Source organism: Cobetia sp. Ld8, assembly GCF_045066615.1.
GTDB lineage: Bacteria > Pseudomonadota > Gammaproteobacteria > Pseudomonadales > Halomonadaceae > Cobetia > Cobetia amphilecti.
In genome coordinates, this window is the sequence record NZ_JBISHF010000007.1 from 480,539 (window position 1) to 501,543 (window position 21,005).

At 61.9% G+C, this 21,005-nt stretch carries 21 protein-coding genes; 8 read left to right on the top strand and 13 right to left on the bottom strand.

Going from position 1 to position 21,005, the window contains the following annotated elements; genetic code table 11:
- Positions 1-51: 51 nt before the first annotated feature.
- The 6 genes from ACJJV2_RS06955 to ACJJV2_RS06980 form a co-directional block, all read right to left on the bottom strand.
- Complete coding sequence (locus ACJJV2_RS06955) at positions 52-726, bottom strand: HAD family hydrolase (protein ID WP_405279356.1); 675 nt, start codon at positions 724-726, stop codon at positions 52-54.
- Positions 719-1,906, bottom strand: coding sequence for an ABC transporter ATP-binding protein (locus ACJJV2_RS06960; RefSeq protein ID WP_405279359.1), 1,188 nt, complete (start codon positions 1,904-1,906; stop codon positions 719-721). Before ACJJV2_RS06960 ends, ACJJV2_RS06955 begins: the two co-directional genes overlap by 8 nt.
- On the bottom strand, positions 1,906-2,886 hold the full coding sequence (locus ACJJV2_RS06965; RefSeq protein WP_405279362.1) for an ABC transporter permease: 981 nt from the start codon (positions 2,884-2,886) through the stop codon (positions 1,906-1,908). Before ACJJV2_RS06965 ends, ACJJV2_RS06960 begins: the two co-directional genes overlap by 1 nt.
- Positions 2,870-3,718, bottom strand: coding sequence for an ABC transporter permease subunit (locus ACJJV2_RS06970; protein WP_216060786.1), 849 nt, complete (start codon positions 3,716-3,718; stop codon positions 2,870-2,872). Before ACJJV2_RS06970 ends, ACJJV2_RS06965 begins: the two co-directional genes overlap by 17 nt.
- Positions 3,718-4,551, bottom strand: a complete 834-nt coding sequence (locus ACJJV2_RS06975; RefSeq protein WP_405279366.1) for an alkaline phosphatase family protein — start codon at positions 4,549-4,551, stop codon at positions 3,718-3,720. Before ACJJV2_RS06975 ends, ACJJV2_RS06970 begins: the two co-directional genes overlap by 1 nt.
- A 92-nt stretch (positions 4,552-4,643) precedes the next feature.
- The gene (locus ACJJV2_RS06980) at positions 4,644-5,732 is read right to left on the bottom strand and encodes an ABC transporter substrate-binding protein (protein WP_405279369.1); all 1,089 of its coding nucleotides are present in this window, start codon (positions 5,730-5,732) and stop codon (positions 4,644-4,646) included.
- A gap of 652 nt (positions 5,733-6,384) precedes the next feature.
- Here ACJJV2_RS06980 and ACJJV2_RS06985 point away from each other — a divergent pair.
- On the top strand, positions 6,385-7,155 hold the full coding sequence (locus ACJJV2_RS06985; protein WP_405279372.1) for a UTRA domain-containing protein: 771 nt from the start codon (positions 6,385-6,387) through the stop codon (positions 7,153-7,155).
- Between the two features lie 151 nt (positions 7,156-7,306).
- On the opposite strand, the gene ACJJV2_RS06990 is transcribed toward ACJJV2_RS06985, so the two are convergent.
- On the bottom strand, positions 7,307-7,864 hold the full coding sequence (locus ACJJV2_RS06990; RefSeq protein ID WP_405279375.1) for an NYN domain-containing protein: 558 nt from the start codon (positions 7,862-7,864) through the stop codon (positions 7,307-7,309).
- Between the two features lie 205 nt (positions 7,865-8,069).
- Positions 8,070-8,258 carry a hypothetical protein gene (locus ACJJV2_RS06995; RefSeq protein ID WP_084589604.1) on the bottom strand — a complete coding sequence of 63 codons (189 nt, stop codon included), beginning with the start codon at positions 8,256-8,258 and terminating at the stop codon, positions 8,070-8,072.
- Between the two features lie 330 nt (positions 8,259-8,588).
- Here ACJJV2_RS06995 and ACJJV2_RS07000 point away from each other — a divergent pair, with 330 nt between their 5' ends.
- The 5 genes from ACJJV2_RS07000 (at position 8,589) to ACJJV2_RS07020 (ending at position 13,219) form a co-directional block, all read left to right on the top strand.
- Entirely contained in the window at positions 8,589-9,674 is a 1,086-nt protein-coding gene (locus ACJJV2_RS07000) for an NAD(P)-dependent alcohol dehydrogenase (RefSeq protein WP_405279378.1), read from the top strand.
- 148 nt (positions 9,675-9,822) lie between these two features.
- The gene (locus ACJJV2_RS07005; protein ID WP_054557253.1) at positions 9,823-10,686 is read left to right on the top strand and encodes a PA4780 family RIO1-like protein kinase; all 864 of its coding nucleotides are present in this window, start codon (positions 9,823-9,825) and stop codon (positions 10,684-10,686) included.
- 478 nt (positions 10,687-11,164) lie between these two features.
- Positions 11,165-12,181, top strand: a complete 1,017-nt coding sequence (locus ACJJV2_RS07010) for a substrate-binding domain-containing protein (protein ID WP_405279381.1) — start codon at positions 11,165-11,167, stop codon at positions 12,179-12,181.
- Positions 12,182-12,442: 261 nt separating this feature from the next.
- Positions 12,443-12,856, top strand: coding sequence for an arsenate reductase ArsC (locus ACJJV2_RS07015; protein WP_131432205.1), 414 nt, complete (start codon positions 12,443-12,445; stop codon positions 12,854-12,856).
- Between the two features lie 27 nt (positions 12,857-12,883).
- Positions 12,884-13,219 carry a metalloregulator ArsR/SmtB family transcription factor gene (locus ACJJV2_RS07020; protein ID WP_276315240.1) on the top strand — a complete coding sequence of 112 codons (336 nt, stop codon included), beginning with the start codon at positions 12,884-12,886 and terminating at the stop codon, positions 13,217-13,219.
- 89 nt (positions 13,220-13,308) lie between these two features.
- On the opposite strand, the gene ACJJV2_RS07025 is transcribed toward ACJJV2_RS07020, so the two are convergent.
- The 4 genes from ACJJV2_RS07025 to ACJJV2_RS07040 form a co-directional block, all read right to left on the bottom strand.
- Positions 13,309-13,809, bottom strand: a complete 501-nt coding sequence (locus ACJJV2_RS07025) for a DUF1456 family protein (RefSeq protein ID WP_405279385.1) — start codon at positions 13,807-13,809, stop codon at positions 13,309-13,311.
- Between the two features lie 116 nt (positions 13,810-13,925).
- On the bottom strand, positions 13,926-14,690 hold the full coding sequence (locus tag ACJJV2_RS07030) for a YiiX/YebB-like N1pC/P60 family cysteine hydrolase (protein ID WP_405279388.1): 765 nt from the start codon (positions 14,688-14,690) through the stop codon (positions 13,926-13,928).
- An 87-nt stretch (positions 14,691-14,777) separates the two neighbouring features.
- Positions 14,778-15,884 (bottom strand): endonuclease/exonuclease/phosphatase family protein, encoded by a 1,107-nt coding sequence (locus tag ACJJV2_RS07035; RefSeq protein WP_405279390.1) that lies wholly within the window; start codon positions 15,882-15,884, stop codon positions 14,778-14,780.
- A gap of 95 nt (positions 15,885-15,979) precedes the next feature.
- Positions 15,980-16,909 (bottom strand): DMT family transporter, encoded by a 930-nt coding sequence (locus tag ACJJV2_RS07040; protein ID WP_405279393.1) that lies wholly within the window; start codon positions 16,907-16,909, stop codon positions 15,980-15,982.
- 384 nt (positions 16,910-17,293) lie between these two features.
- Between ACJJV2_RS07040 and ACJJV2_RS07045 the strand changes: the two genes are divergently transcribed.
- Entirely contained in the window at positions 17,294-18,160 is an 867-nt protein-coding gene (locus ACJJV2_RS07045) for a cation diffusion facilitator family transporter (protein ID WP_225346721.1), read from the top strand.
- Between the two features lie 256 nt (positions 18,161-18,416).
- Here the strand turns inward: ACJJV2_RS07045 and ACJJV2_RS07050 are convergent, their stop codons facing one another.
- Positions 18,417-19,799, bottom strand: coding sequence for an NAD-dependent succinate-semialdehyde dehydrogenase (locus ACJJV2_RS07050; RefSeq protein ID WP_405279396.1), 1,383 nt, complete (start codon positions 19,797-19,799; stop codon positions 18,417-18,419).
- A 323-nt stretch (positions 19,800-20,122) separates the two neighbouring features.
- Between ACJJV2_RS07050 and ACJJV2_RS07055 the strand changes: the two genes are divergently transcribed.
- Complete coding sequence (locus tag ACJJV2_RS07055) at positions 20,123-20,563, top strand: low molecular weight phosphotyrosine protein phosphatase (protein WP_405279399.1); 441 nt, start codon at positions 20,123-20,125, stop codon at positions 20,561-20,563.
- The last annotated feature ends 442 nt before the right edge of the window (positions 20,564-21,005 follow it).

The window sequence follows — 21,005 nt, forward strand, 5'->3', positions numbered from 1 at the left end:
CAGCGTCTCTTGTTGCCAGTCTGGCTTCCCTCATCGCCAACCCGGTTTCCTTCATTGCCAACGTAGTGTCTGCCAGGCGCGCTGTTGCGCCAGGCTGGCGAGGGTCGGGTCCGGGTGGACGGCGAACGGGTGATCGACGAATTCCAGCAAGGCCAGATCATTGCGTGAATCGGAATAGCCCCAGCTGGGCACTCCGGTACTGTGGCTGGCGTGTTGCTGTTGCCATGCCTTGAGTGCCGCGAGCTTGCCCTCGCGGAAGGTGCGAATGCCACAGGCGCGCCCGTTGTAGCAGCCTTGCTCGGTCTCAAGGGCCGTGGCCAGGGCCGCGTCCAGCGCCAGGCGCTCGGCGAGAGGGGCGACCAGATGCGCCGTCGAGGCCGAGATGATCACGACCTGATGATTCTGCGCGCGGTGCCAGTGAATTCGCTCCAGCCCCTCACGATACAGGCGCGGCATCAGCTCGGCATCGAGAAAGCGTGCCACCTCGGCATCGACCTCACTGACGGCGCGACCTGCCAGCGGGGCCAGCAGGTGAGTCAGGTGGGTCTCCATGTCCAGCTCACCGGCCGCGTAGTCCAGCATCTGTTGTGCCCAGATCGCGCGATATTCCTCGCCATCGGCGATCCAGCCCCTTGCGATCAACCAGTCGGTCCAAAGCCCCGTGGCATCGCCCTCGAGCAAGGTGTCGTCAAGATCGAAGATGGCAAGCCCTGTGATGTCATCCATGGGACACCTGCGACGTGGCGGCGGTCTCGTGCCCGCCCAGCGCCTGTACCTCATCCAGATCGGCGTGCAGCATGACGCGCAGATGGCGCGGCAATAACTGCCGAGCGCTGCGATTGAGGACATCGACATTCAGGCGCAGTCCCTGACAGTCCACCTCGTAGCGCACGATATTGCCGAGCAGCTGGTGGCGGCGGATCACGCCCGGGCAGCCGGGGCCGGCATTGTCCGGCAAGGGTTGGGTCGGGAAGTTGGCATATTCATCCTGTTGCCCCTGGGGGCTGGTGTCCGGTTGCAGATACAGCGCTTCCGGGCGCAGTGCCACGCGCGGGCTGTCGCTCTCGTAGCCGAGCAGCGGGCGCGCCAGCTCGCGACCGATCAGGTTGTAATGCCCCATGAAGCCTGCTGCCGTGGCATCCACCGGCCGGGTATACAGAGATTCGGCATTGCCCTGTTGCAGGATGCGCCCCTGATGCATCAGGAAGATGCGGTCCGACAGCAGCAGCGCCTCCTCCTGATCGTGGGTCACGAACAGGGTGGTCAGGCCGAGGCTCTTCTGGATATCGCGGATCTGATCACGCAGATGGCGGCGGATACGAGCATCGAGTGCCGACAGCGGCTCATCCAGCAACAGGATCTGCGGCTCGACCACCAGCGCGCGTGCCAGCGCCACACGCTGACGCTGGCCGCCGGACAACTGGTGCGGGAAGCGCTGCGCCTGATCGGTCAGCTCCACCAGTCTGAGCACCTCGCTGACACGCCGCTCGCGCTCTTCCGGGCGCACCTTCTTCATGCGCAGCCCGAAGGCCACGTTGTCCGCCACCCGCATGTTGGGGAACAGCGCATAGTGCTGGAAGACCATGCCGATGCCGCGACGCTGCGGCGGCAGCGACGTGATGTCGTGACCATCGACGATGATCTGGCCGGCATCGACCTCATTGAGGCCGGCAATGGCGCGCAGCAGGGTCGACTTGCCGCAGCCAGAAGGGCCGAGCAGGGTGATGAATTCCCCCCGCGCGATCTCGGCCTCTATCTCGGCGAATACCTGGGTCTTGCCGAAGCTCTTGGCCAGGCCATTGAGCTTGAGGTAGTGCTGGTCGGCGGCGCGTTCGCGCAGGGCGCTGGTCAGAAGGCCGCCGGCGCTCTGGCTATCGAATGTGGTGGCGGTGTCGATGGCAAGCATCAGCGGTCCCCTCGGGGTGCGGAGTCTGACGACTGGTGATGGGTGTGACGCGGCTCGAGATCGGCGCTCGGCACCGGGCCGGGCAAGCCGTCGGTCATGGCGGTGGCCAGCGCCTCGTCGGGGTCATCCGCGGGCATCTCCTGCTCGGCGGGCTGACGATTGCCGAGCCAGGTCAGGATCAGGGTGAACACGAACAGGGTGATGACCAGGGCGCTGGTGAAGTGGCCGCTGGCGCCGCGGATATTGTTCAGGTAGACCTGCAGGGTCTCGAAGCGGGTGCCGACCAGCATGTTGGCGAACACGAATTCGCCGGCCAGGAACGAGAAGGCCAGGAAGACGGCAATCTGGATGCCGACGCGGATATTGGGCAGCACGACCAGGAAGAACGCCTTGAGCGGACTCGCCCCCAGCAGTTGAGCGGCCTCCATCAGGGACGCCACGTCCAGTGCGCGCAGGCTGTTGGCCAAGGCGCGGTACATGAAGGGCAGCACGATGGTGAAGTAGGTGGGGATCAGGATCCACGGCGTGCCGACGATGGCCAGCGGGCCGCCCGCGTAGAGTTGCAGCAGGCCGACCGATGACACGATGGGCGGCACGGCGAAGGGCAGCAGGATCAGCCCATTCATCACGCTGTCCAGGCGCGGATAGCGTGTGTGGGCGAGAAATACCACCGGCACGATCAGCAGCAATGACAATGCCAGCGCACCGACGGCGACCAGCAGCGAGCGCCCGAACGCCGCCAGGAAGCGCGGTGTGGTCCAGAGCTCCAGAAACCATTTCACGGTCAGGGCATCGGGGGTCAGGCTGGCGCCCCAGCGTGTCGCCAGGGCGTAGAACAGCGTCGCAATCAGCGGCAGTGCCAGCAGTGCGAAGACACTGGTGACGATGAAGGTGTAGATGTTCACGCGGCGCAGGCGCGCCATCAGGCTGGGCAGCAAGGGCTTGCCGTGGCGATAGGGCAGTTCAGCGGGAAGTGACATGGTAGCTCCTGCGCATGAGCCATTGCTGAATCAGCGTGACGATGACGAGAATGACGACCAGCACCAGGGCCAGCGCGCTGGCCAATTCCGGCTGCAGGAACAGGTCCCCGGAGACCAGATTGGCGATGCGGATGGTCATCAGGTTGTAGCTGGTGTTCACCAGCGCATAGACAGTGGCGTAGGCGCCCATGGCATTGGCGAAGAGTACGGTGAGCGTGCCTGCCAGGGACGGCCACAGCACCGGCAGGCCGATGTGCTGCCAGTAGGCGAGGCGGTTGGCGCCCAGCAGGCTGGCGGCTTCACGCCACTCCGTCTTCAGGGTGCTGAAGGCGGGATACAGCAACAGGATGCCCAGCGGAATCTGGAACCAGGTGTAGATGACGATCAGGCCGGTGCGCGAGTAGAGATTGAAGTCCTCGAGCAGACCGAAGCGCTCGAGCATCAGGGTCAGCATGCCGTTGGCGCCCATCAGGATGATGAAGGCGAAGGCCAGCGGGACACCGGCGAAGTTGCTGGTCATGTTGGTGAAGGCGATCATCATGCGCGTCAGGCGCGGGCCACAGCGGTGCATGCTGTGACAGGTCACGGCGGCGATCGCCAGCCCCAGCACGCTGGACATGAAGGAGATCTCGAGGCTGCGCCAGATGGCCTGGCGGAAGAAGGCCGAGGAGGCGATCTCGTGAAAGTTGGCCAACCCCCAGCCCGTGGGGGTCTTGAAGGCGCTGATCATCACCCACACCAGCGGCGCGATCTGGAAGGCGCCGAAGATCAGCGCAAACGGCAGCAGCCACATGACGGGGCTGGTCAGGCGACGCTTCAATGCGGCAGACATCACTTGAGGCCTCGCGTGGCAGCATGGCTCGCCAGCAGCGACGGATTGCTCGCCTTGCTGTGCTCAAGCCCCAGCAGTGTGGCCAGGGTGCCGCAGAGCTCGCGTTGCTTGAGATCCGTCGCGGCGTCGTTGGCGAAGGCGTTGCCGAAGGTCCACAGCGGCACGCGACGCTCCTCTTCCAGCAGGCCGGAGTGTGAGCGGTCGGCATTCATGCCGTGATCTGCGGTGACCATCACCTGATAGCCGGCTTCCAGCCATACCGGCAGGTAGTTGGCCAGGGCGACGTCGGCATGCCGTGCGGCGTTGCGATACTGCGGCGTGTCGCCGCCATGACGATGGCCGGCATCGTCGATGTTCATGCTATGTACCAGCAGGAAATCCGGGTCGTGACGCAGGCGCAGCATTTCGGCGTCACTGAACAGATGGTCATCCGGATAATGATCCTGCCAGTAGAAGATGCCTGCCTGGATGGCGGATTCCGGGTTGTCGAGCCAGCGATGGCGGGCCGGCACGAAGGGGGCCGCGACATAGAGTTCGCTGACCCAATGATAGGCGGCGGCAGCCGTGCGCTTGCCCTGCTGGCTGGCGAGGTCGAACAGGCTGATGCCGCGTGAGCGGCGCACGATACCGTTGTTGACGATACCTGAGTCGACAGGCAGGTCGCCGGTCAGCAGGCATTCATAGAGCGGGCGCGACATGGCCGGCAGCTCGCAGTCCAGTGATTGATACTGGCCACGGCCGGCCTCGACCAGGGCACTCAGATAGCCCATGGCATGATGACCCACGGCATGGTTGAGGCCGTCGAGCACGACAAGAATGACACGCTGAGACATGGTGACTCCGAGAAGCTCAAGACGGCACCGCAAAGGCGATGCCGTCTGTCAGGATGGTGCGCGCTCTGCTCGCGTGAAGCAGAGCCTGGGGATCACTGCTGGTGGATCAGTACCTGGGACTGCCACTGACGCGGCAGCTGCTTGGCACTGGCTTCCCAGCCCGCGAAGTCCTGGACCGGACGAGCATTGGCATACTGCTCGTTGGGCAGCAGCTTGGCGGCGATATCCTCGGGCAGGGTGAGGTGCTCGGCGCGGATAGGACGGGCATAGCCCTTGGCCAGGTTCAGCTGACCGGCATCGGAGAGGATGTACTCACGGGCCAGCTTGGCGGCATTCGGGTGCTCGGCATGCTTGTTGATGATGGTGGCGTAGCCGGAGGTCACGGAGGCATCAGACGGGATGACGACCTCGAAGGTGTCGCGGTTGATCTGATCGCGATAGTTCAGGGCATTGAAGTCCCACAGCAGGGCGACTTCGACTTCGCCTTTCTCCAGATTGGCGATGCTCGGCTCTGCCAGTGACAGACGGCCCTGGCGCGCCAGTTCCGCGAAGACTTCCAGGCCCGGTGTCAGGTCGGATTCCTTGCCGCCATTGGCGAAGGCAGCGGCCAGAATGGCGTTGTTGGCCTGTGAGGCCTTGCCCACGGCGCCGACGGACACCTTGTAGTCACCTTTGGCGAGGTCGGCGAAGGAGGTCGGGCGCTCATCTTCACTGACCAGCGTCTTGTTGATCATGAAGGAAATGGTGCCGGTGTAGCCCAGTACCCAGTGGCCATCCTTGTCTTTGGCCCACTCCGGGATCTGCTCCCAGGTCGTGGTCTTGTAGGCCTGGGTCACGCCTTGCTGCACCGCGATCGGACCGAAGGCGAAGCCCACGTCACCGATATCGGCGGTGGCGTTCTCACCCTCGGCCTTGAACTTGGCGACTTCCTCGGCGGAGCTCATGTCGGTATCGCTATGCGCGATGGAATACTTCGACTCGAGGTCAGCCCAGGTGTCCTTCCAGTTGGCCCAGCTGTCCGGCATGCCGACGCTATCGACACGGCCTTCGGACTGAGCGGCCTCGAGAAGGTCAGCCGGCATGTCGGCGGCACTGACGGAGGCACTGCCCAACAGGGCGGCCATGCAGGTGGAAACCAGCAGGCCGGTGGAGCGGGATGAGGTAGTGGCAATCGACTTCAAGGAGATTTCCCCAGTAGGTGATGAACAATCGCTGCTCTGAAGGTAAGGCGTGACGGGTATCAGGTACCCTGTCGACACGCTGAGAGCACATCCGGATGCTCAGGTCATTGCTCAGGCCAGTTCTCGGATCATTGATCAGACCAGTGCTCTGCAAGTGCTCAGGCAAGTGCCGAGACAGCCGAGGCTGTGTGGTCTAGTTCAGTTCGAAAGGCACGATCGACTCTAGCGCTCGCCTGTGACAGTTGCGTGTCGTCAACATGTCGTTGTCATGGCATGGGGTGACGGCTCTGGCTCTGTCTCCTTCATACCTTCTCCGTGCCTTCTTCGTGCCTTGCCGCGGGCCCCGGTCCTCGCTATCTTCCACAGCCATAAGTGTGCAAAGCAGGGCGTGCAAGGCATGAGTCAGCGCGTGATGACTGACCTGGCGTGGCAGCCAGAGTTGTGCTGTCACCGAGTTGTCACGCCAATGCCACTATTCTCCTCATGCGTGTCTCGACAAGCGTGTCTTGAAAAGTCGCACTGAGCTTTACGGGGCATCTGAACTAGACCACAGAATCGCTTCGCCCTGACCCTTTCCATCCTGGACGCCCTGGATGTCATGCAAGTGACTCGCCAGAAATTGCTGTCTTTCGTTATCTTTCAGGAACTTCGCATGCCTTCATCTTCGCTTGAGCCCCAGAGTGACGCCGCTTCATCGGCAACTCCTGACGCGGATGTCCCCGTGGCAGGGCTCAAGGGCAAGCTGCTGAACCATCTTGAGGCAGCGCCGCTACGCGCCTCACAGCGCCTGCCCTCCGAACGCGAGATGATCGAACGCTTTGCCACGACGCGGGTCACGCTGCGCGACACCCTGCTGCAGCTGGAGGCGGAGGGGCGTATCTATCGCGAGAATCGGCGGGGCTGGTTCGTCTCGCCGCCACGACTGCGCTATGACTTGCTGGCGTGCCTGCCATTTCGCGACATGGTCGAGTCACAGCAGCGGGTGGCCAGCACCGAGGTACTGGCGGCAGGAGAAGTCGCTGCCAACGCGGTGATCGCGCGGCGGCTGGGGATTGCGGAGGGCTCAGTGGTCTATCGCATCACTCGCGTGCGGCGTATCGACGGGCGGCGCGTGCTGCATGTCTGCCATCACCTGCGACGTGACTGCTTCCTGGGCATCCTCGATTTCGACCTCGCTGCCCACTCCCTGACCGACCTCTACCGGCACGAATACGCCATTCGTGTCAGCCGCGTCAGCTTCGAACTGGCCTCCACGGTGTTCGACGCTGAGGCCGCCGCCGCGCTGAACGCCGCGCAGGGCAGCCCCGCGCAGCGCATCACCCGCATCAACTTCGATCAGAATGGCCGCGCGGTGGACTGCGATGATGAACACTGGCGCCACGACGCCATCGAATTGACGTTGAGTGCCGCACCACAGAGCTAGTTGGCAAGTTCGCGGTAAAGCCTGAATGTCTGGCAGGCCGCTGGTAGCCCAGACGAAAACACCCGCACAACTCTCTGTCAGTAGAGGCCGTGCGGGTGTTTCTTGTGCGACGGGCAGGATTCGGGCGCGGTTGAGACCCGATCGATCGGTATCAGCGCATCAGCAGGCTTTCATCGACTTCGCGGAAGTGATGGGCGCTTTTCATCAGGGCGAGGGCGGTGAGGGCTTCGACGCCATAGACGCGGGTGGTGATGGCGTGGCGGGTGGCGACATGGTCCAGCAGCAGGGCGAAGTCGCCATCGCCGGAGGCGAGAATGATCTCATCGACCTCGGGGGCGGCTTCCATCACGTCGATGGTGATGCCGACATCCCAGTCGCCCTTGGCCGAGCCGTCGCCGCGCTGGATGAAGGGCTTGAGTTTGACCTCAAAGCCTATCTCGCGCAGGCGCTGCTGGAATTGCTGCTGCTTGGGGTCGCCACGGTCGATCGCGTAGGCGTAGGCATGCTGGATCGAGCCGAGGCGCTCGAGCTCTGCCCACAGGCGACGATAATCGAACTGCCGGCCGAAGGTATTGCGGGTGGTGTAGTAGATGTTCTGCACATCAATGAAGACGGCTAGGCGTGTGCATGCCCCATCCGCGTCGCGAGTGCCATGCACGCTGTGCTGGCGGGAGTCGAGGGAGCTGTCGCGCGAAGAGGATGCTGGCATGGGCGTCGCCGTGGCGGGAGGAGCAAGGGCAGGCAAGAGGTGATTTTCCTCTCCCCAGAAAGAAGCCGGCCGCTACCTGATGATGCAGGGCAGCGGCTGGAGGTCTAGCGATGAACAGCGCTCTCACCGGTCAGTGACTCGATGGCAGGCGCCAGTTGAGTGAGGCGAGCAGCGCGTTCGGGCACCAAGGCTTGATGGGCAAGCCTCAGCTCTTGGCAGCAGGGTTTGACGGCTTGGTCGGCTTGACGCCAATGACCTGGCCGCTGACACCGGATTCAATCACATCCACCTTGCCACCACGGTCCAGGAAGGCCTGCATCTGAGCTTCAAGCGAGGCTGAGGTTTCGACAGCAGCCGGTGCTTTTTTCTTTGCAGCAGTACGAGTATTCGCCATGCGGGACTCCGTTCCAAGACGTGAGGGGTGAAGGTGCATGATAACACAGTGGCAACTTTGCTGCTTGATGGCGTCAATTTGGAATCAGAAGCCTGATGTTTTGCGTCGCTTTTCCTTGTGTCTGCAAGCCTCGCGCAGCTTGGTGGGTCGCTGTTGCGATATGACCAACACAGTGATGCAGGGCAGCCAAGCCATTGAAAAGTCGGGCTGTCGGCAAGATGTCAGTGGGCATGATCGCTACTGCCGCATGGCATGCGAATCCTTTTGCGGGCGCTGAATCATCTTTGATGACCAGGCTGTCCGACGCTCAGCCAAGCAAGGAGAGACTCCATGACAAGCCCTTCCAACGGTGATTTTGACGGCCAGACACGCGCTTATGCCGTGGCGTCCGAAACGGCAGACCTAGCGCCCTGGAACTTCGAGCGTCGCCAGCCGCGCCCGGATGACGTGGCCATCGAGATTCTCTACTGCGGTGTCTGTCACTCGGATCTGCACGTCGGGCGCAATGACTGGGGCTATTCTCAGTACCCGCTGGTACCGGGGCACGAGATCGTGGGTCGGGTGACCCAGGTGGGCAATGACGTCAGTCAGTACAAGGTGGGCGACATGGTCGGCGTTGGCTGCATGGTGGATTCCTGCCGTGAATGCAGCGCCTGTCAGAAGGGGCTCGAGCAATATTGCCTCGACGGCATGACCATGACCTACGGCAGCCCGGACCGTCACGATGGCAGCCTCACCCAGGGCGGCTATTCCGACAAGATCGTCGTCAGCGAACGCTTCGTGGTCTCCATCCCGGATAAGCTCGACCCGGCTGTGGCCGCGCCGCTGCTGTGCGCGGGTGTCACGACCTATTCGCCGCTGCGTCACTATGGCGTGAAGTCCGGTGACAAGGTCGGGGTGATCGGCATGGGCGGCCTGGGTCACATGGGCATCAAGTTTGCCAAGGCGATGGGCTGTGAAGTGACGCTCTTCACCCGCAGCGAGAGCAAGGTCGAGGAAGCGCGCGAGAATGGCGTCGATCATGTGATCGTCTCGACGGACGACGAGCAGATGGCAGGTGCCACCGAAACCTTCGACTTCCTGCTCGACACGGTGCCGGTGCCGCATGATCTCAACCCCTACCTCAATACCCTGAAGTACGATGGCACGCATATCCTCGTCGGCCTGGTGCAGGAAGTGGACCCCGCGCTGCAGGGCGGCAACCTGGTCATGAAGCGCCGTGTACTGGCGGGCTCGTTGATCGGTGGCATGCCCGAGACCCAGGAAGTGCTCGACTACTGCGCCGAACACGACATTGGCTGCGATATCGAGATGATCGACATCGACACCATCAATGATGCCTGGAAGCGCATGCAGGACGGCAAGGTCAAGTATCGTTTCGTGATTGACATGCAGAGCCTCAAGAACGCCCAATAAGCGCTGGCGCTGCTGCCGACGAGGCAGTCTGTCAGTGAATGCTGAAACCCCCGCCAATGACGCATTGGCGGGGGTTTTGTCGTAAGGTATGTCACAAAATTGCTACAGGGTGATTCCCGATGTATCGCAAAACGCGTATAAGAACGCGATGAAAACGCCAAAGAGAATCCAGCCGCTCATAGATGACGGTCTGGTCGATGAAGTGCTCCGCCCCTTGATGAGTGGCAAGGAAGCCTCGGTTTACGTCGTGCGCTGCGGAGAAGAGATTCGCTGTGCCAAGGTCTACAAGGATGCTGCCCAGCGCAGCTTCAAGCAGGCTGTGCTGTATCAGGAAGGCCGCAAGGTGCGTAACAGTCGCCGTCAACGGGCGATGGAGAAGGGCTCCGGCTTCGGACGCAACCAGCAGGAAGCCGCCTGGCAGAATGCCGAGGTCGATGCGCTGTATCGTCTGGCCGATGCCGGTGTGCGCGTGCCGCAGCCGTTCGGCTGCTTCGATGGCGTGCTGCTGATGGAGCTGGTCACCGACGACGACGGCAATGTGGCACCGCGCCTGAATGATGTCTCGATGTCCGCCGAGCAGGCGCGGGAAGACCATGCGCTGATGATGCAGTACATCGTGCGCATGCTGCATGCCGGCCTGGTGCATGGCGATCTGTCCGAGTTCAACGTGCTGGTCGATGACTATGGCCCGGTGATCATTGATCTTCCGCAGGCGGTCGATGCCGCGGCCAACAACAATGCCAAGAGCATGTTGGCGCGTGATGTCGCCAATATCACCGCCTACTACGCGATGTTCGCGCCTGAACTGGCACAGACGCGCTACGCCGACGAGATCTGGGCATTGTTCGAGGCCGGCGACATGGACCCGGATGTCGAGCTGACAGGCCTTTATGAGGACGACGCCGAAGCGCCGGACGTGGATGCGCTGCTCGAGAACATCATGGCGGCCATGGAAGAAGAGCAGGAGCGCAAGGCGCGCCAGAAGAGTGCCGAAGAGGGCGATGATGACTAGCAGGAACCTTTAGCTGCTAACTGCTAGCCGCTAGCCAGGCCTTGGGCTCCCGCCAGAAGCGCTAAGGAGGGGCTCGCCTGTGGCAAGCGAGTGATGCCCTGTCACGCACGCTGCCGTGTCGATGGCCTGATCTTCCCCCGAGTGTCTGGGGAGATCAGGCCATTTCTGTTGGGGCCTTGTCTCGGCCGAAGGTAAAGCAGAGAGGCGAAAGGGGAAGGGATAGAGAGGCAAGGCATCCCGCGGCAGGATGCTCAGCGGAGATGTCACGCGACTGCAATAAAATGATGCTCATATATGCCTATGCGTATTTATCGACGTGCCTGTCATCGAGATACGTGTTCAGCATGCCATGGGTGATTCTCATCACTGGCGTGTGGCGATTGGCGAGATGTCGCGCCAATCGGGGTGGCGGAGTCGTGAGGGATTCCGCCACCAAATATATGCTTATTCATATAAATCAATGCATCGGAGCACCGCAATGAATCGCCCTCTCAAGCAGCTCGCTTTCGTGATCGCCTCTGCGGCTATCGTGTCCAGTGCACAAGCACGTGACCAGGTTCGCATCGTCGGTTCCAGCACCGTCTATCCCTTCTCGAGCTATGTGGCGGAAGAGTTCGGTGTCACCACGGATCATCCCACTCCGGTCATCGAGGCCACGGGCTCTGGTGGCGGCATGAAGCTCTTCTGTGAAGGTGCCGGCAGCAACACCCCGGATATCACCAACGCCTCGCGCCGCATGAAGGCCTCCGAATTCGAGCGCTGTCAGGAAAATGGCGTGACCGACATCACCGAAGCCTTCATCGGTTATGACGGCATCGCCTTCGCGCAGTCCAACACCAACGACCCTGCCGCCTTCACGCTGGAGCAGATCGCGCTGGCGGTAGCAGCCCAGGTGCCGGTCGATGGCAAGCTGGTGGCCAACCCCTATACCCGCTGGAACCAGATCGATTCCAGCCTGCCGGACCGCAAGATCACCATCTATGGGCCGCCCAGCACTTCCGGTACGCGCGATTCCTTTGAGGAGTTGGTGCTGGAAGCCGCCACCGAAGAGCTGGACGGCTATGGTGGTGAAGGCTACTCCAAGGTGCGCAACGATGGCGTCTTCGTGCCGGCCGGCGAGAACGACAACCTGATCGTGCAGAAGCTGTCGGAAGACACCGAGGCCTTCGGCGTCTTCGGTTATTCCTTCCTCGAGGAGAACGAAGACTCGCTGAGCGGCGCGACCATCGACGGCATCGCCCCGTCTCCCGAGGCCATCTCGGAAGAGACCTACCCGGTCGCACGTACCATGTTCTTCTACATCAAGAATCAGCATGCGGAAGAAGCGCCGGTCATGTATGACTACGCGGATCTGTTCATGAGCGAGAAGATGGTCGGCAACCTGGGCTACCTGAAAGGCATCGGCCTGATTCCGGCGCACGAAGAAGCGCGCAAGGCGGCGCGTCAAGCCGTCGCCGACAGGAAGACCCTGACGCTTTCGGACCTGCAGGGCTGATGACGTGAGCCACGCGGTGCGGCGGTCGAGCGCAGCGAGTGGCGATCTTCGCGGGCTGGCGTGGTGTGCCTGGCAGTTGCCGGTCACTGCGCTGGCCCGTTCGCGTCTGTTGCAGGTGTTGTCACAGGGTTTGTTGCAGAAAGTGATCTGAAGGTGGGGCGCTGAGGCCTGAAAGGCTACTGACATCAGTTTGTTATACAAGCGCGGTACTTCTGATATGCGACCCTATGGTAAGGTAAATTGCAGCTCTGGAGATGAGTCATGTCCAAACAGCGAGTGCTTTTTCTGTGCAATGCCAATTCTGCCCGCTCCCTGATGGGGGAGGCATTGCTGCGCAACATGGCGGGGGACGAGTTTGACGCCTTCAGTGCCGGTGTCGCGCCTGATGCCCCGCAGCAGCATGCGTTGGACGCTCTGGCGCGCGCCGGGGTGGATAATTCAGGTCTGGCGAGCGAGTCGATCGATCGCTACCGCTCTCAGTCCTTCGATGCCGTCATCGTGCTGTGTCAGAAGGCGCAGCAACAGTGTCGCCAGTGGGATGGCCAGACCGATGAGCTGTTGTTCTGGGATATCGAAGATCCGCGCAATGAGGATACTGCCGTGTCCTATGGGCGCGCCTTGAACGAAATTCGCACGCGCTTGCAGCTGTGGTTGGCGGCACGCTCACATCATTGAATCAGGTGGAATTCTGCATTGTCTCTTCTGACCCCGACACGTCTTTTCAAATGCCTCAGCGACGATACACGCCTTGTGCTGATGTTGCTTGTCCATGCAGAAGGCGAGCTTTGCGTATGCGAGATGACCTACGTGTTGCAGGAGTCGCAGCCCAAGGTATCGCGCCATCTGGCCCAGTTGCGCAATTGCGGTCTGCTGCTGGATCGCCGCCAGGGACAATGGGTCTACTACCGTCTGATGCCTGACCTGCCGTCCTGGGTATTGCCGGCGCTGGTCGCGGCGGCGGAAGGGAGTCAGCACCGCATGGCACCGTTACTGGCGCGCCTGGCCACCATGGAAGGGCGCCCCAACCGCGAATGCTGAGCCGCTGTTGGTACCGCCATTGCCGCCATGCAACAACGCCGCTCCGGATTCCGGGGCGGCGTTGTTGTTGAGAGCACATCAGGGTCTGATCAGACCGGATCGACGGCGTGCTGCTCGGTCTCGGGGTCATGGCGACGATGGCGCAGTTCGATGCCCTTGAGCAGGTTGCGCAGGATCTGGTCCTTGCACTCGCGGTAGTGGCGATGATCGGGCTTGCGGAAGAAGGCAGACAGCTCGGACTTGGTGATCAGCTCGAAACCGGCCAGTGCCAGCAGCTCGAGCATGTCGTCATCCTTGAGTTCGAAGGCGATCTTGAGCTTGCGCAGAATCACGTTGTTGTCGAGACGCTTATCAGGCGCTGGCTGGGCGCCTTCGCGCTTGCCGCGACGCACGTTGATCAGGCCATTGAGGAACCTGGCCAGGTCGATGTCCTTGATGCGCTGCTGAGCTTCATCATCATCGCGCTTGAGCCAATCGCTGATCTGGGCGCGTGAGACCTCGTGGTCCGCGGCAGCGAAGGTGTTGATCATGTCGGTGTCGGAGAGATTCAGCGCGTAGCGCAGGCGACGGATGATGTCGTTATTGGTCACGGGCGTGGTTCCGGTCGTGAAGAGTGTCAGAGGGCGGCAGGCGGCTCAGTCGGCACAGGAGAACTGATGCACCAGCGCCGGCCAGCAAGGCCGCGGATGGCGCGCAGCATACCAGATCAGGCGGGCGGTTCGCTCCACTGCAGGCGATGGGGATCGAATCCGGCGCACAGGGTCGGCTTGATGATGTCGAAGTAGGGCGAGATATCGAAGTCGCAGGGCGCAAACAGGCTGTGATGGCGGATATGCAGCAACTCCTGATAGCAGTGCAGGCATGCCGGGTCGCTGGAGGGCAGGACGTCACTGTCTGGCAGGATGGGATAGCGCACGGCCTGGAAGGCCTCGGCGATCAGCGATGAGCAGATCGCGCGGGTCGGGTCGCCGCTGCCCAGTGCCAGCATGCGGCGTCGATAGCGGCTTGGCACCGGTGGTGTGCGAATCAGATAGCGAGCCAGATCGACGATGTTGCGCAGGTCATATTGATGGCCCAGGCGCGCCTCGGCATGGGCGATCAATACGCTGATCTCCTCCTCCGTGAGTCCGACCGGGCGGCAGATGCGCGTGTGCTGATGCCAGTAATGGTTGAGGGGGACGCGGCGCACCCCGGCGGAGACGTCCGCTTCCAACAGGCAGTCGCCCCTGACCGGGCGACCTCTGCTGTCCAGCGGCGTGCGCACGCAGAGCGCGGCGTGAGACCAGGTCGACTGGGTGAGGTAGCGAATGGCGGTGCTGATACGCGAGGAGCCCTCGACCAGCAGGACATCGCCGCGCCGCAGGGTGGCAGCCAGCTTTTCCGGTGATGAGGTGGCGCGATGCGCCGGTAGCTTGCCCGGCGCCGTGAGATGACGCGCCAGCCGCGTGCCCAGCCAGTCGAGTCCTCGCATGCCTGCCTCCCGTATGGCTCAACCCTCATCAGCCAGTCTGGGACCTTTTGGAGAATTCAGCCAAATGCCATCTCGGGCATGTCGCGCTCAGCGACCCGGTTTCGGCACGTCCTGCTGACTGACATTCTCGTCACTGGCGGTCTCGCTGGCCTCGGCCTGGTCGTCGGCGTCCGGTTCCGGGGCATCGAGCGTCTCGCCGGTGTCCTGGGCGGGCGTCAGCGCCAGTTCGGTGAGCAGCGGAAAATGATCGGAGCCGAAGGCTTCCATGCGCGCCACGCGCACCACACTGAAATGCCCGCTATGGAAGAGGTGATCCAGCGGCCAGCGCAGCAGGGGAATGTTGGCGTGGAAGGTGTTGAACATGCCACGGCCCACGCGGGGGTCCAGCAGGCCGGACAGCTTGCGGAACAGGCGCGTGGTACGAGACCAGGCCACGTCGTTGAGGTCACCGGTGACGATCACCGGCTGCTGGCTGTCGGCGACGCTGCGCGCCACGATGATCAGCTCGGCATCTCGCTCGGATGACTCGTCATTCTCGGTCGGGCTGGGCGGCGCCGGGTGCAGGAAGTGCACTCGCACGCGATCACCGCTGGCCAGTTCCAGTTGCGCATGCATCGACGGCACGTCCTCTTCGACCAGGTAGTCGATGCTGGCGTCATGCAGTGGCAGGCGTGAATAGACATGCATGCCATAGAGGTTGTCCAGCGGGCATTTGAGGGTGTGGGTATAGCCGTATTGCTCGCTATCCGCCTCGAGCACGTCGAGCCGCTGCTGCCACCAGTCATCGGATTCCAGCGTCACCAGCACGTCGGGCTGTTCGCGTTCGACGATGGCCAGCAGCTTGTCACTGTCGTGATTGCTGGTCAGGACATTGGCGTTGAGCAGGCGGACCTGACGCTTCTGGTCGTGCTGTCTGGTGCGCGCGGACTCGCAGGGAAAGAGGCGGGTATAGGGCACGATCCAGTGTGCCTGATAGACAAGCCCGGCCACGGCGATCACGGCCAGTGACACCCTGAGCCCGAAGGAGAGCTGGGACACCGCGAGGTCGGCGATCAACAACATCGCCCACAAGGCGGCCAGCTGCAGACGGGGGAAGTCCATGATGCGCACCGACCAATGGCGAATACGCGTCAGTGGCAGCAGGGTGAAGGCTGCCATCAGCAGCGTCAGTGCGCCGAGTAGCGTGGGGATCATGGTGGCTCCGGTGGCAGAGAATGGGGCGGGAAGTCGAACGCTCAAGCGTCAGACATGGTGGCGACATGCCTGACACTCAAGTCAGGACGCTGTTCTCACGAGGCAACTCGCCGCTGACGCCACAGGCGTGAGATCCATTGCCAGCGATTGATCAACAGGGCGGTGAAGATGAGGCCGCAGCCGGTCATCTGGATCAGGGTCATGCGCTCACCGAACCAGGCAGCCGACATCAGGGCGGCCCAGACCGCTTCCAGCATCAGGATGACCGAGGCGTGACTGGGGGTGGTCAGGCCCTGTGCGTAGATCTGCAGGAAGAAGCGCAGCGTGCTGGCGATCAGGGTACTGGCCAGGAACCAGCTCAGGATGTCGAGACTGATGCCGGCGGGCCAGCTCTCGCTGAGCGCCGAGAGTATCAGGCAGGTGACGCCGGTGGTCATCAGCTGGATGGCCGTCAGCGGCAGGGCCGGGATATTGCGCACCAGGCGTGAATTGAAGTTGAACACCAGAGCGAACAGGCAGGCGGCGCCGAAGATGAGCCACTGGGCGGGCTCGATGGTGAAGCCATCGGTCGCGCCGGGCTGCCCCATGCCGAGCAGGGCGAAACCGAGCAGGGCGGTGGGCAGCGCGATCCAGGTGCTCAGCGGCGGCCTGTCCTTGAACAGCAGTCGCGCGAGTACCGGCACCATCAGGATGCCGAAGCTGTTGATGAAGGCGATCACGCCCAGCTGATCAGACAGTGCGACCCCTAGCGACCAGCAGGCCATGGCGCCCCCGAACAGGACACCGACGCCGCTGGCGCGCAGCTTGCGCGCGGTGGACAGCTGTCCCAGTGAGCGCGCATCGAAGATGGCCAGAATGAGCCCCGCAAGCAGGAAGCGACTGCCGATGAACAGCAGAGGGGGCATGCCGGCCATCGCCTCCTTGGAGAATATCCAGCCTGCGGCGGCGATGATGGTGACCAGCAGGAGCAGCAGGTCGGCCTTGAGGGGCGAGCGGGAGGGGGTCGTCTCGGAGGAGAGGCTCATGGGGAGGGCGGGAATCCTTTATTCGTTGCTTCGCAAGTGATAACTATCCTACCAAGCTGACGCAGTGGCTGCTGGCCTTTATCGGAACGCGAAAATCCGCCAATGCGTCTTGAAAGCCGCGCGACTTTCGACGTTACACTGCGCATCATGCAGACACGTTTCTTTTTTCATTAGATGGCCGGAGGTTGAATGGCATCGACACCGCAAGATGACGCCCGCGAACCCTCGCATGAGCCTTCCGGGCAGCACGCTCACGATCATTCTCATGGCTACGACCCTTCAGGCGGGCACTCGCATGGCGATTCACACGGTCATTCACACGGCCACTCACATGATCATTCGCACGGTCATTCACACGGGCACCACCATGATCATGCGCCTGAGGTGACCGCCGACAGCGAGCGACGCGTCAAGCTGGCGATGTATCTGACGGGCGGCTTCATGCTGGCGGAGGTGGTCGGCGGGCTGGTCGCGGGCTCACTGGCCCTCTTGGCGGATGCCGGGCACATGCTCAGTGATACCGTGTCGCTGGCATTGGCCTGGGGCGCGTTTCGCCTCGGGCATCGGGCGGCGACCCGCAAGCTGACCTTCGGCTATGCACGCTTTCAGGTGCTGGCCGCGTTCGTCAATGGCCTGACCCTGCTGGTGATTGGGGCGGCGATCGTGGTGGCCGCCATCAAGCGGCTCTGGCTGCCCTCCGAAGTACTGGCGGGTCCGATGCTGGCCATCGCCGTACTTGGGCTGGTCGTCAATATCGCGGCATTTCGTATCCTGCATCAGGGCGATCAGGACAACCTCAATCTGCGCGGCGCGGTATTGCACGTGATGGGGGACCTGCTCGGCTCGGTGGCGGCCATCGTCGCCTCGCTGATCATCATGACTACCGGCTGGAATCAGGCTGACCCGCTGTTGTCAGTGCTCGCGGCGGTGCTGATATTGCGCGGTGCCTGGTCGTTGGTGAAGCGTTCGGCGCACACCTTGCTGGAAGGCACGCCGGAGCAGCTCGATCACGCCGATATCCAGGCGGGCGTCCTGGCGCTTGAGGGTGTGGAGAGCGTACATGACCTGCATCTGTGGGGGCTGACGCCACAATCACCGATTGCCAGTCTGCATGTCGTCGTGGCCGCCACCAGTGTACCCGGCGATGTGCTGGAGCGTGTTCAGGCCTATCTGCGCGACGGCCATGACATCTCACACGTCACGGTTCAGCTGGAAGGCGAGGCATGCCTGCAGGGCTGCGTGACGCGCTGATGTGATGAGTGCGATCAGCGCGCTGGCTGGTTGAGGGAGGGGGATCTCGCAAGGCAAAGCATGCGAATCCCTGACGCAAAACGCCCCGCTGAAAAGCGGGGCGTTGTTCGTTGCCGCGAATGGTCTGGAGCGCATCATCCGCCGCAGTCTCTTCTGCAGTCTCTTCTGCAGTCTCTTCAGCTGTGCAGTGTCGCTGGCGTCACGTTACGCCTTGACGCGCAATGACTCAGCGCTCAGGGACTCAGTGCTCAGCGACTCAGTGTTCAGCGACATAGACGGTGCGGATATTCATGAAGGCACCGAAGCCATATTCGCTCTGCTCACGACCATAGCCACTGCCTTTGACACCACCGAAGGGCAGCTGGGCGAAGGGCGTGGTCGGACGGTTGACGAAGCTCATGCCGGCCTGCAGCTGACGAGAGACGCATTCACCACGTTCGTCGTCCTTGGCCACCACGGTGCTGCCCAGGCCATAGGGGCAGTCGTTGGCAAGCTCGATGGCATGCGCTTCGTTGTCGGCGACCACCACGGAGGCGACCGGACCGAACAGTTCTTCATCGAAGGCCGGATTGCCCTGGGTGACATTGGTCAGCACCGTCGGCGGATACCAGGCACCGTCACGATCCGGAATCTCACCACCGCATTCAAGCTTGGCGCCTGCCTTGATGGCGCGCTGGACCTGGTCATGCAGGTCATCGCGCAGGTCCTTGCGAGACATCGGGCCGATATCGACCCCTTCGCTCATCGGGTCATCCATGCGCATGTCCTTGACCTTCTCGATCAAGCGCTTGGAGAAGTCCTCGGCGAGGGACTTGTCGACGATCAGGCGCTTGGACGCGGCGCAGCTCTGGCCGGTGTTGTCGAAACGCCCGGCGATGGCGAGATCCACCGCACGCTCGATGTCGGCATCATCCAGCACGATCAGCGGATCGATACCACCCAGTTCCAGCACGCTTGGCTTGAGCGCTGCGCCTGCCTGCTCGGCGACCTTGCGACCCGCCTCTTCGCTGCCTGTCAGGGTGACGCCCTGCACGACAGGATCATTGATGATGTCTTCGATCATCTCCGAGCCCACCGGTAACCAGGTGAAGATACCCTCTTCAAAGTCGGCCTTGTGGAATAGCTGGGTGATCAGATCGGCACAGCCCGGGACATTGGAGGCGTGCTTCATCAGGCAGACATTGCCGCCCGCCAGGGCCGGAGCCGCGAAACGGATGACCTGATAGAGCGGATAGTTCCACGGCATCACGCCGAGGACGGCGCCGATGGGGTCCTTGACGATCTTGGCACGCACGGCGCCGTCGACATCACGCTGCTCGGTTTCCATCAGCTTGGGCAGGTTGTCGGCATAGAAGCGCACGATGCTGGAGGAAATCTGCGTCTCGCTGATGCCCTGATCATAGGGCTTGCCCATCTCATGGGCGATCTGCGTGGCGATTTCCTTCTGATGCTCATCAATCAGGTCCGCCAATACGGTAAGGCGCTGCGCACGATCCTTCACGGTCGTCTGGCTGAAGGTGGAGTACGCCTTGCGCGTCTGCTCCAGTGTCTGCTGAACCTCTTCCTTGTTCAGCGTGGCGTATTCCTTGAGAACCTTGTCATTGGCCGGATTGGACGCGGTCAGTGTCTTGTTGCTCATCTTGCCTCCTTGACATCTTCAACAGTGCATCCCGCATGGGGTCGCTCAGGAAGTTGGCTGCGTTGGCTTACATACCCAGTTCTGGTGATGTGTCCACGTGTCTTCAAGGCAGGCAAGGCAATTCAGCGTGTCATCGCTGTGTTGCTGAAAATGCACACGGCTTTCTCCACAGCTTTCATGGCTCAGCTCGGCTGGCGTGCAGCAGCCCTGTACGCGGCGTCGCAGCATGCGACAATACCGATATTGATCGATAGTGAACGCCAACGCGACGGCGTGTTCCAAGTCAGCGGGTTTCAGGAAGTCAGTAAAGGAGAGCAAGACGCGTGTTCAACAATATTCTGGTGGTGTGTACCGGCAATATCTGTCGCAGTCCGGTTGGTGAGGCACTGCTGAAGCAAGCGTTACCGGGCAAGACGGTTCATTCCGCGGGTGTGGGCGCACTGGTGGATCACCCGGTGGAGCCAACGGCAGGCAAGCTGGCGGCAGAATCGGGGCTGGAGCTGGAGCAGCATCGCGGGCGTCAGATCACCCTGGAGATGCTGAACGCCGCGGACCTCGTGTTGGTGATGAGTGATGGCCATCGACGCGCCATCAACCAGATGGCCCCCCAAGTCAGTGGCAAGACGATGCTGTTCGGCCGCTGGCTGGCGGGCGGGCAGGGCGAAGAGATTCCCGATCCCTACCGCAAGAGCGAAGAAGCCTTCCAGCATGCGCATCAGAAGCTGGTGGAAGCGGCCGCGCTATGGGTCAGCAAGCTGAATTAGGGTTTTCTCATCGTTTGTATCAAAATGTGTTGATAAGTTTCTGTTAAGACGAAAAGGGCCGATTGCCATGCAATCGGCCCTTTTTTTTGTGTAGAAAAAATACCCATTTATCAGCCATTTGGCGTTCGTGGCGAAAATTCTCCAGAGTCCGTGATCCAGATCTCATCCTATAGCGTTAATCGTATAAGTCTTAACTCTGCATGAGCTTTTTGCATTTTTCCTGTTTTTTGTGTATTTTTGTTAAAAAATTGTCTCAAACAATTACACTGGTGTTACTACGATGCGCGAACTTGATCTCCAGGCTCTTGAGCCCCGCTTGCTGTTGGATGCCGCCGCAGCCGTGACTGTTGCTGAGGGCGCTGATCTCCAGGGTGACAAGGTGTCAGCGACAGGTGACACCGCCACTCTTTCCGGGACGGAAGATTCGTCATTCTCGTTGTCA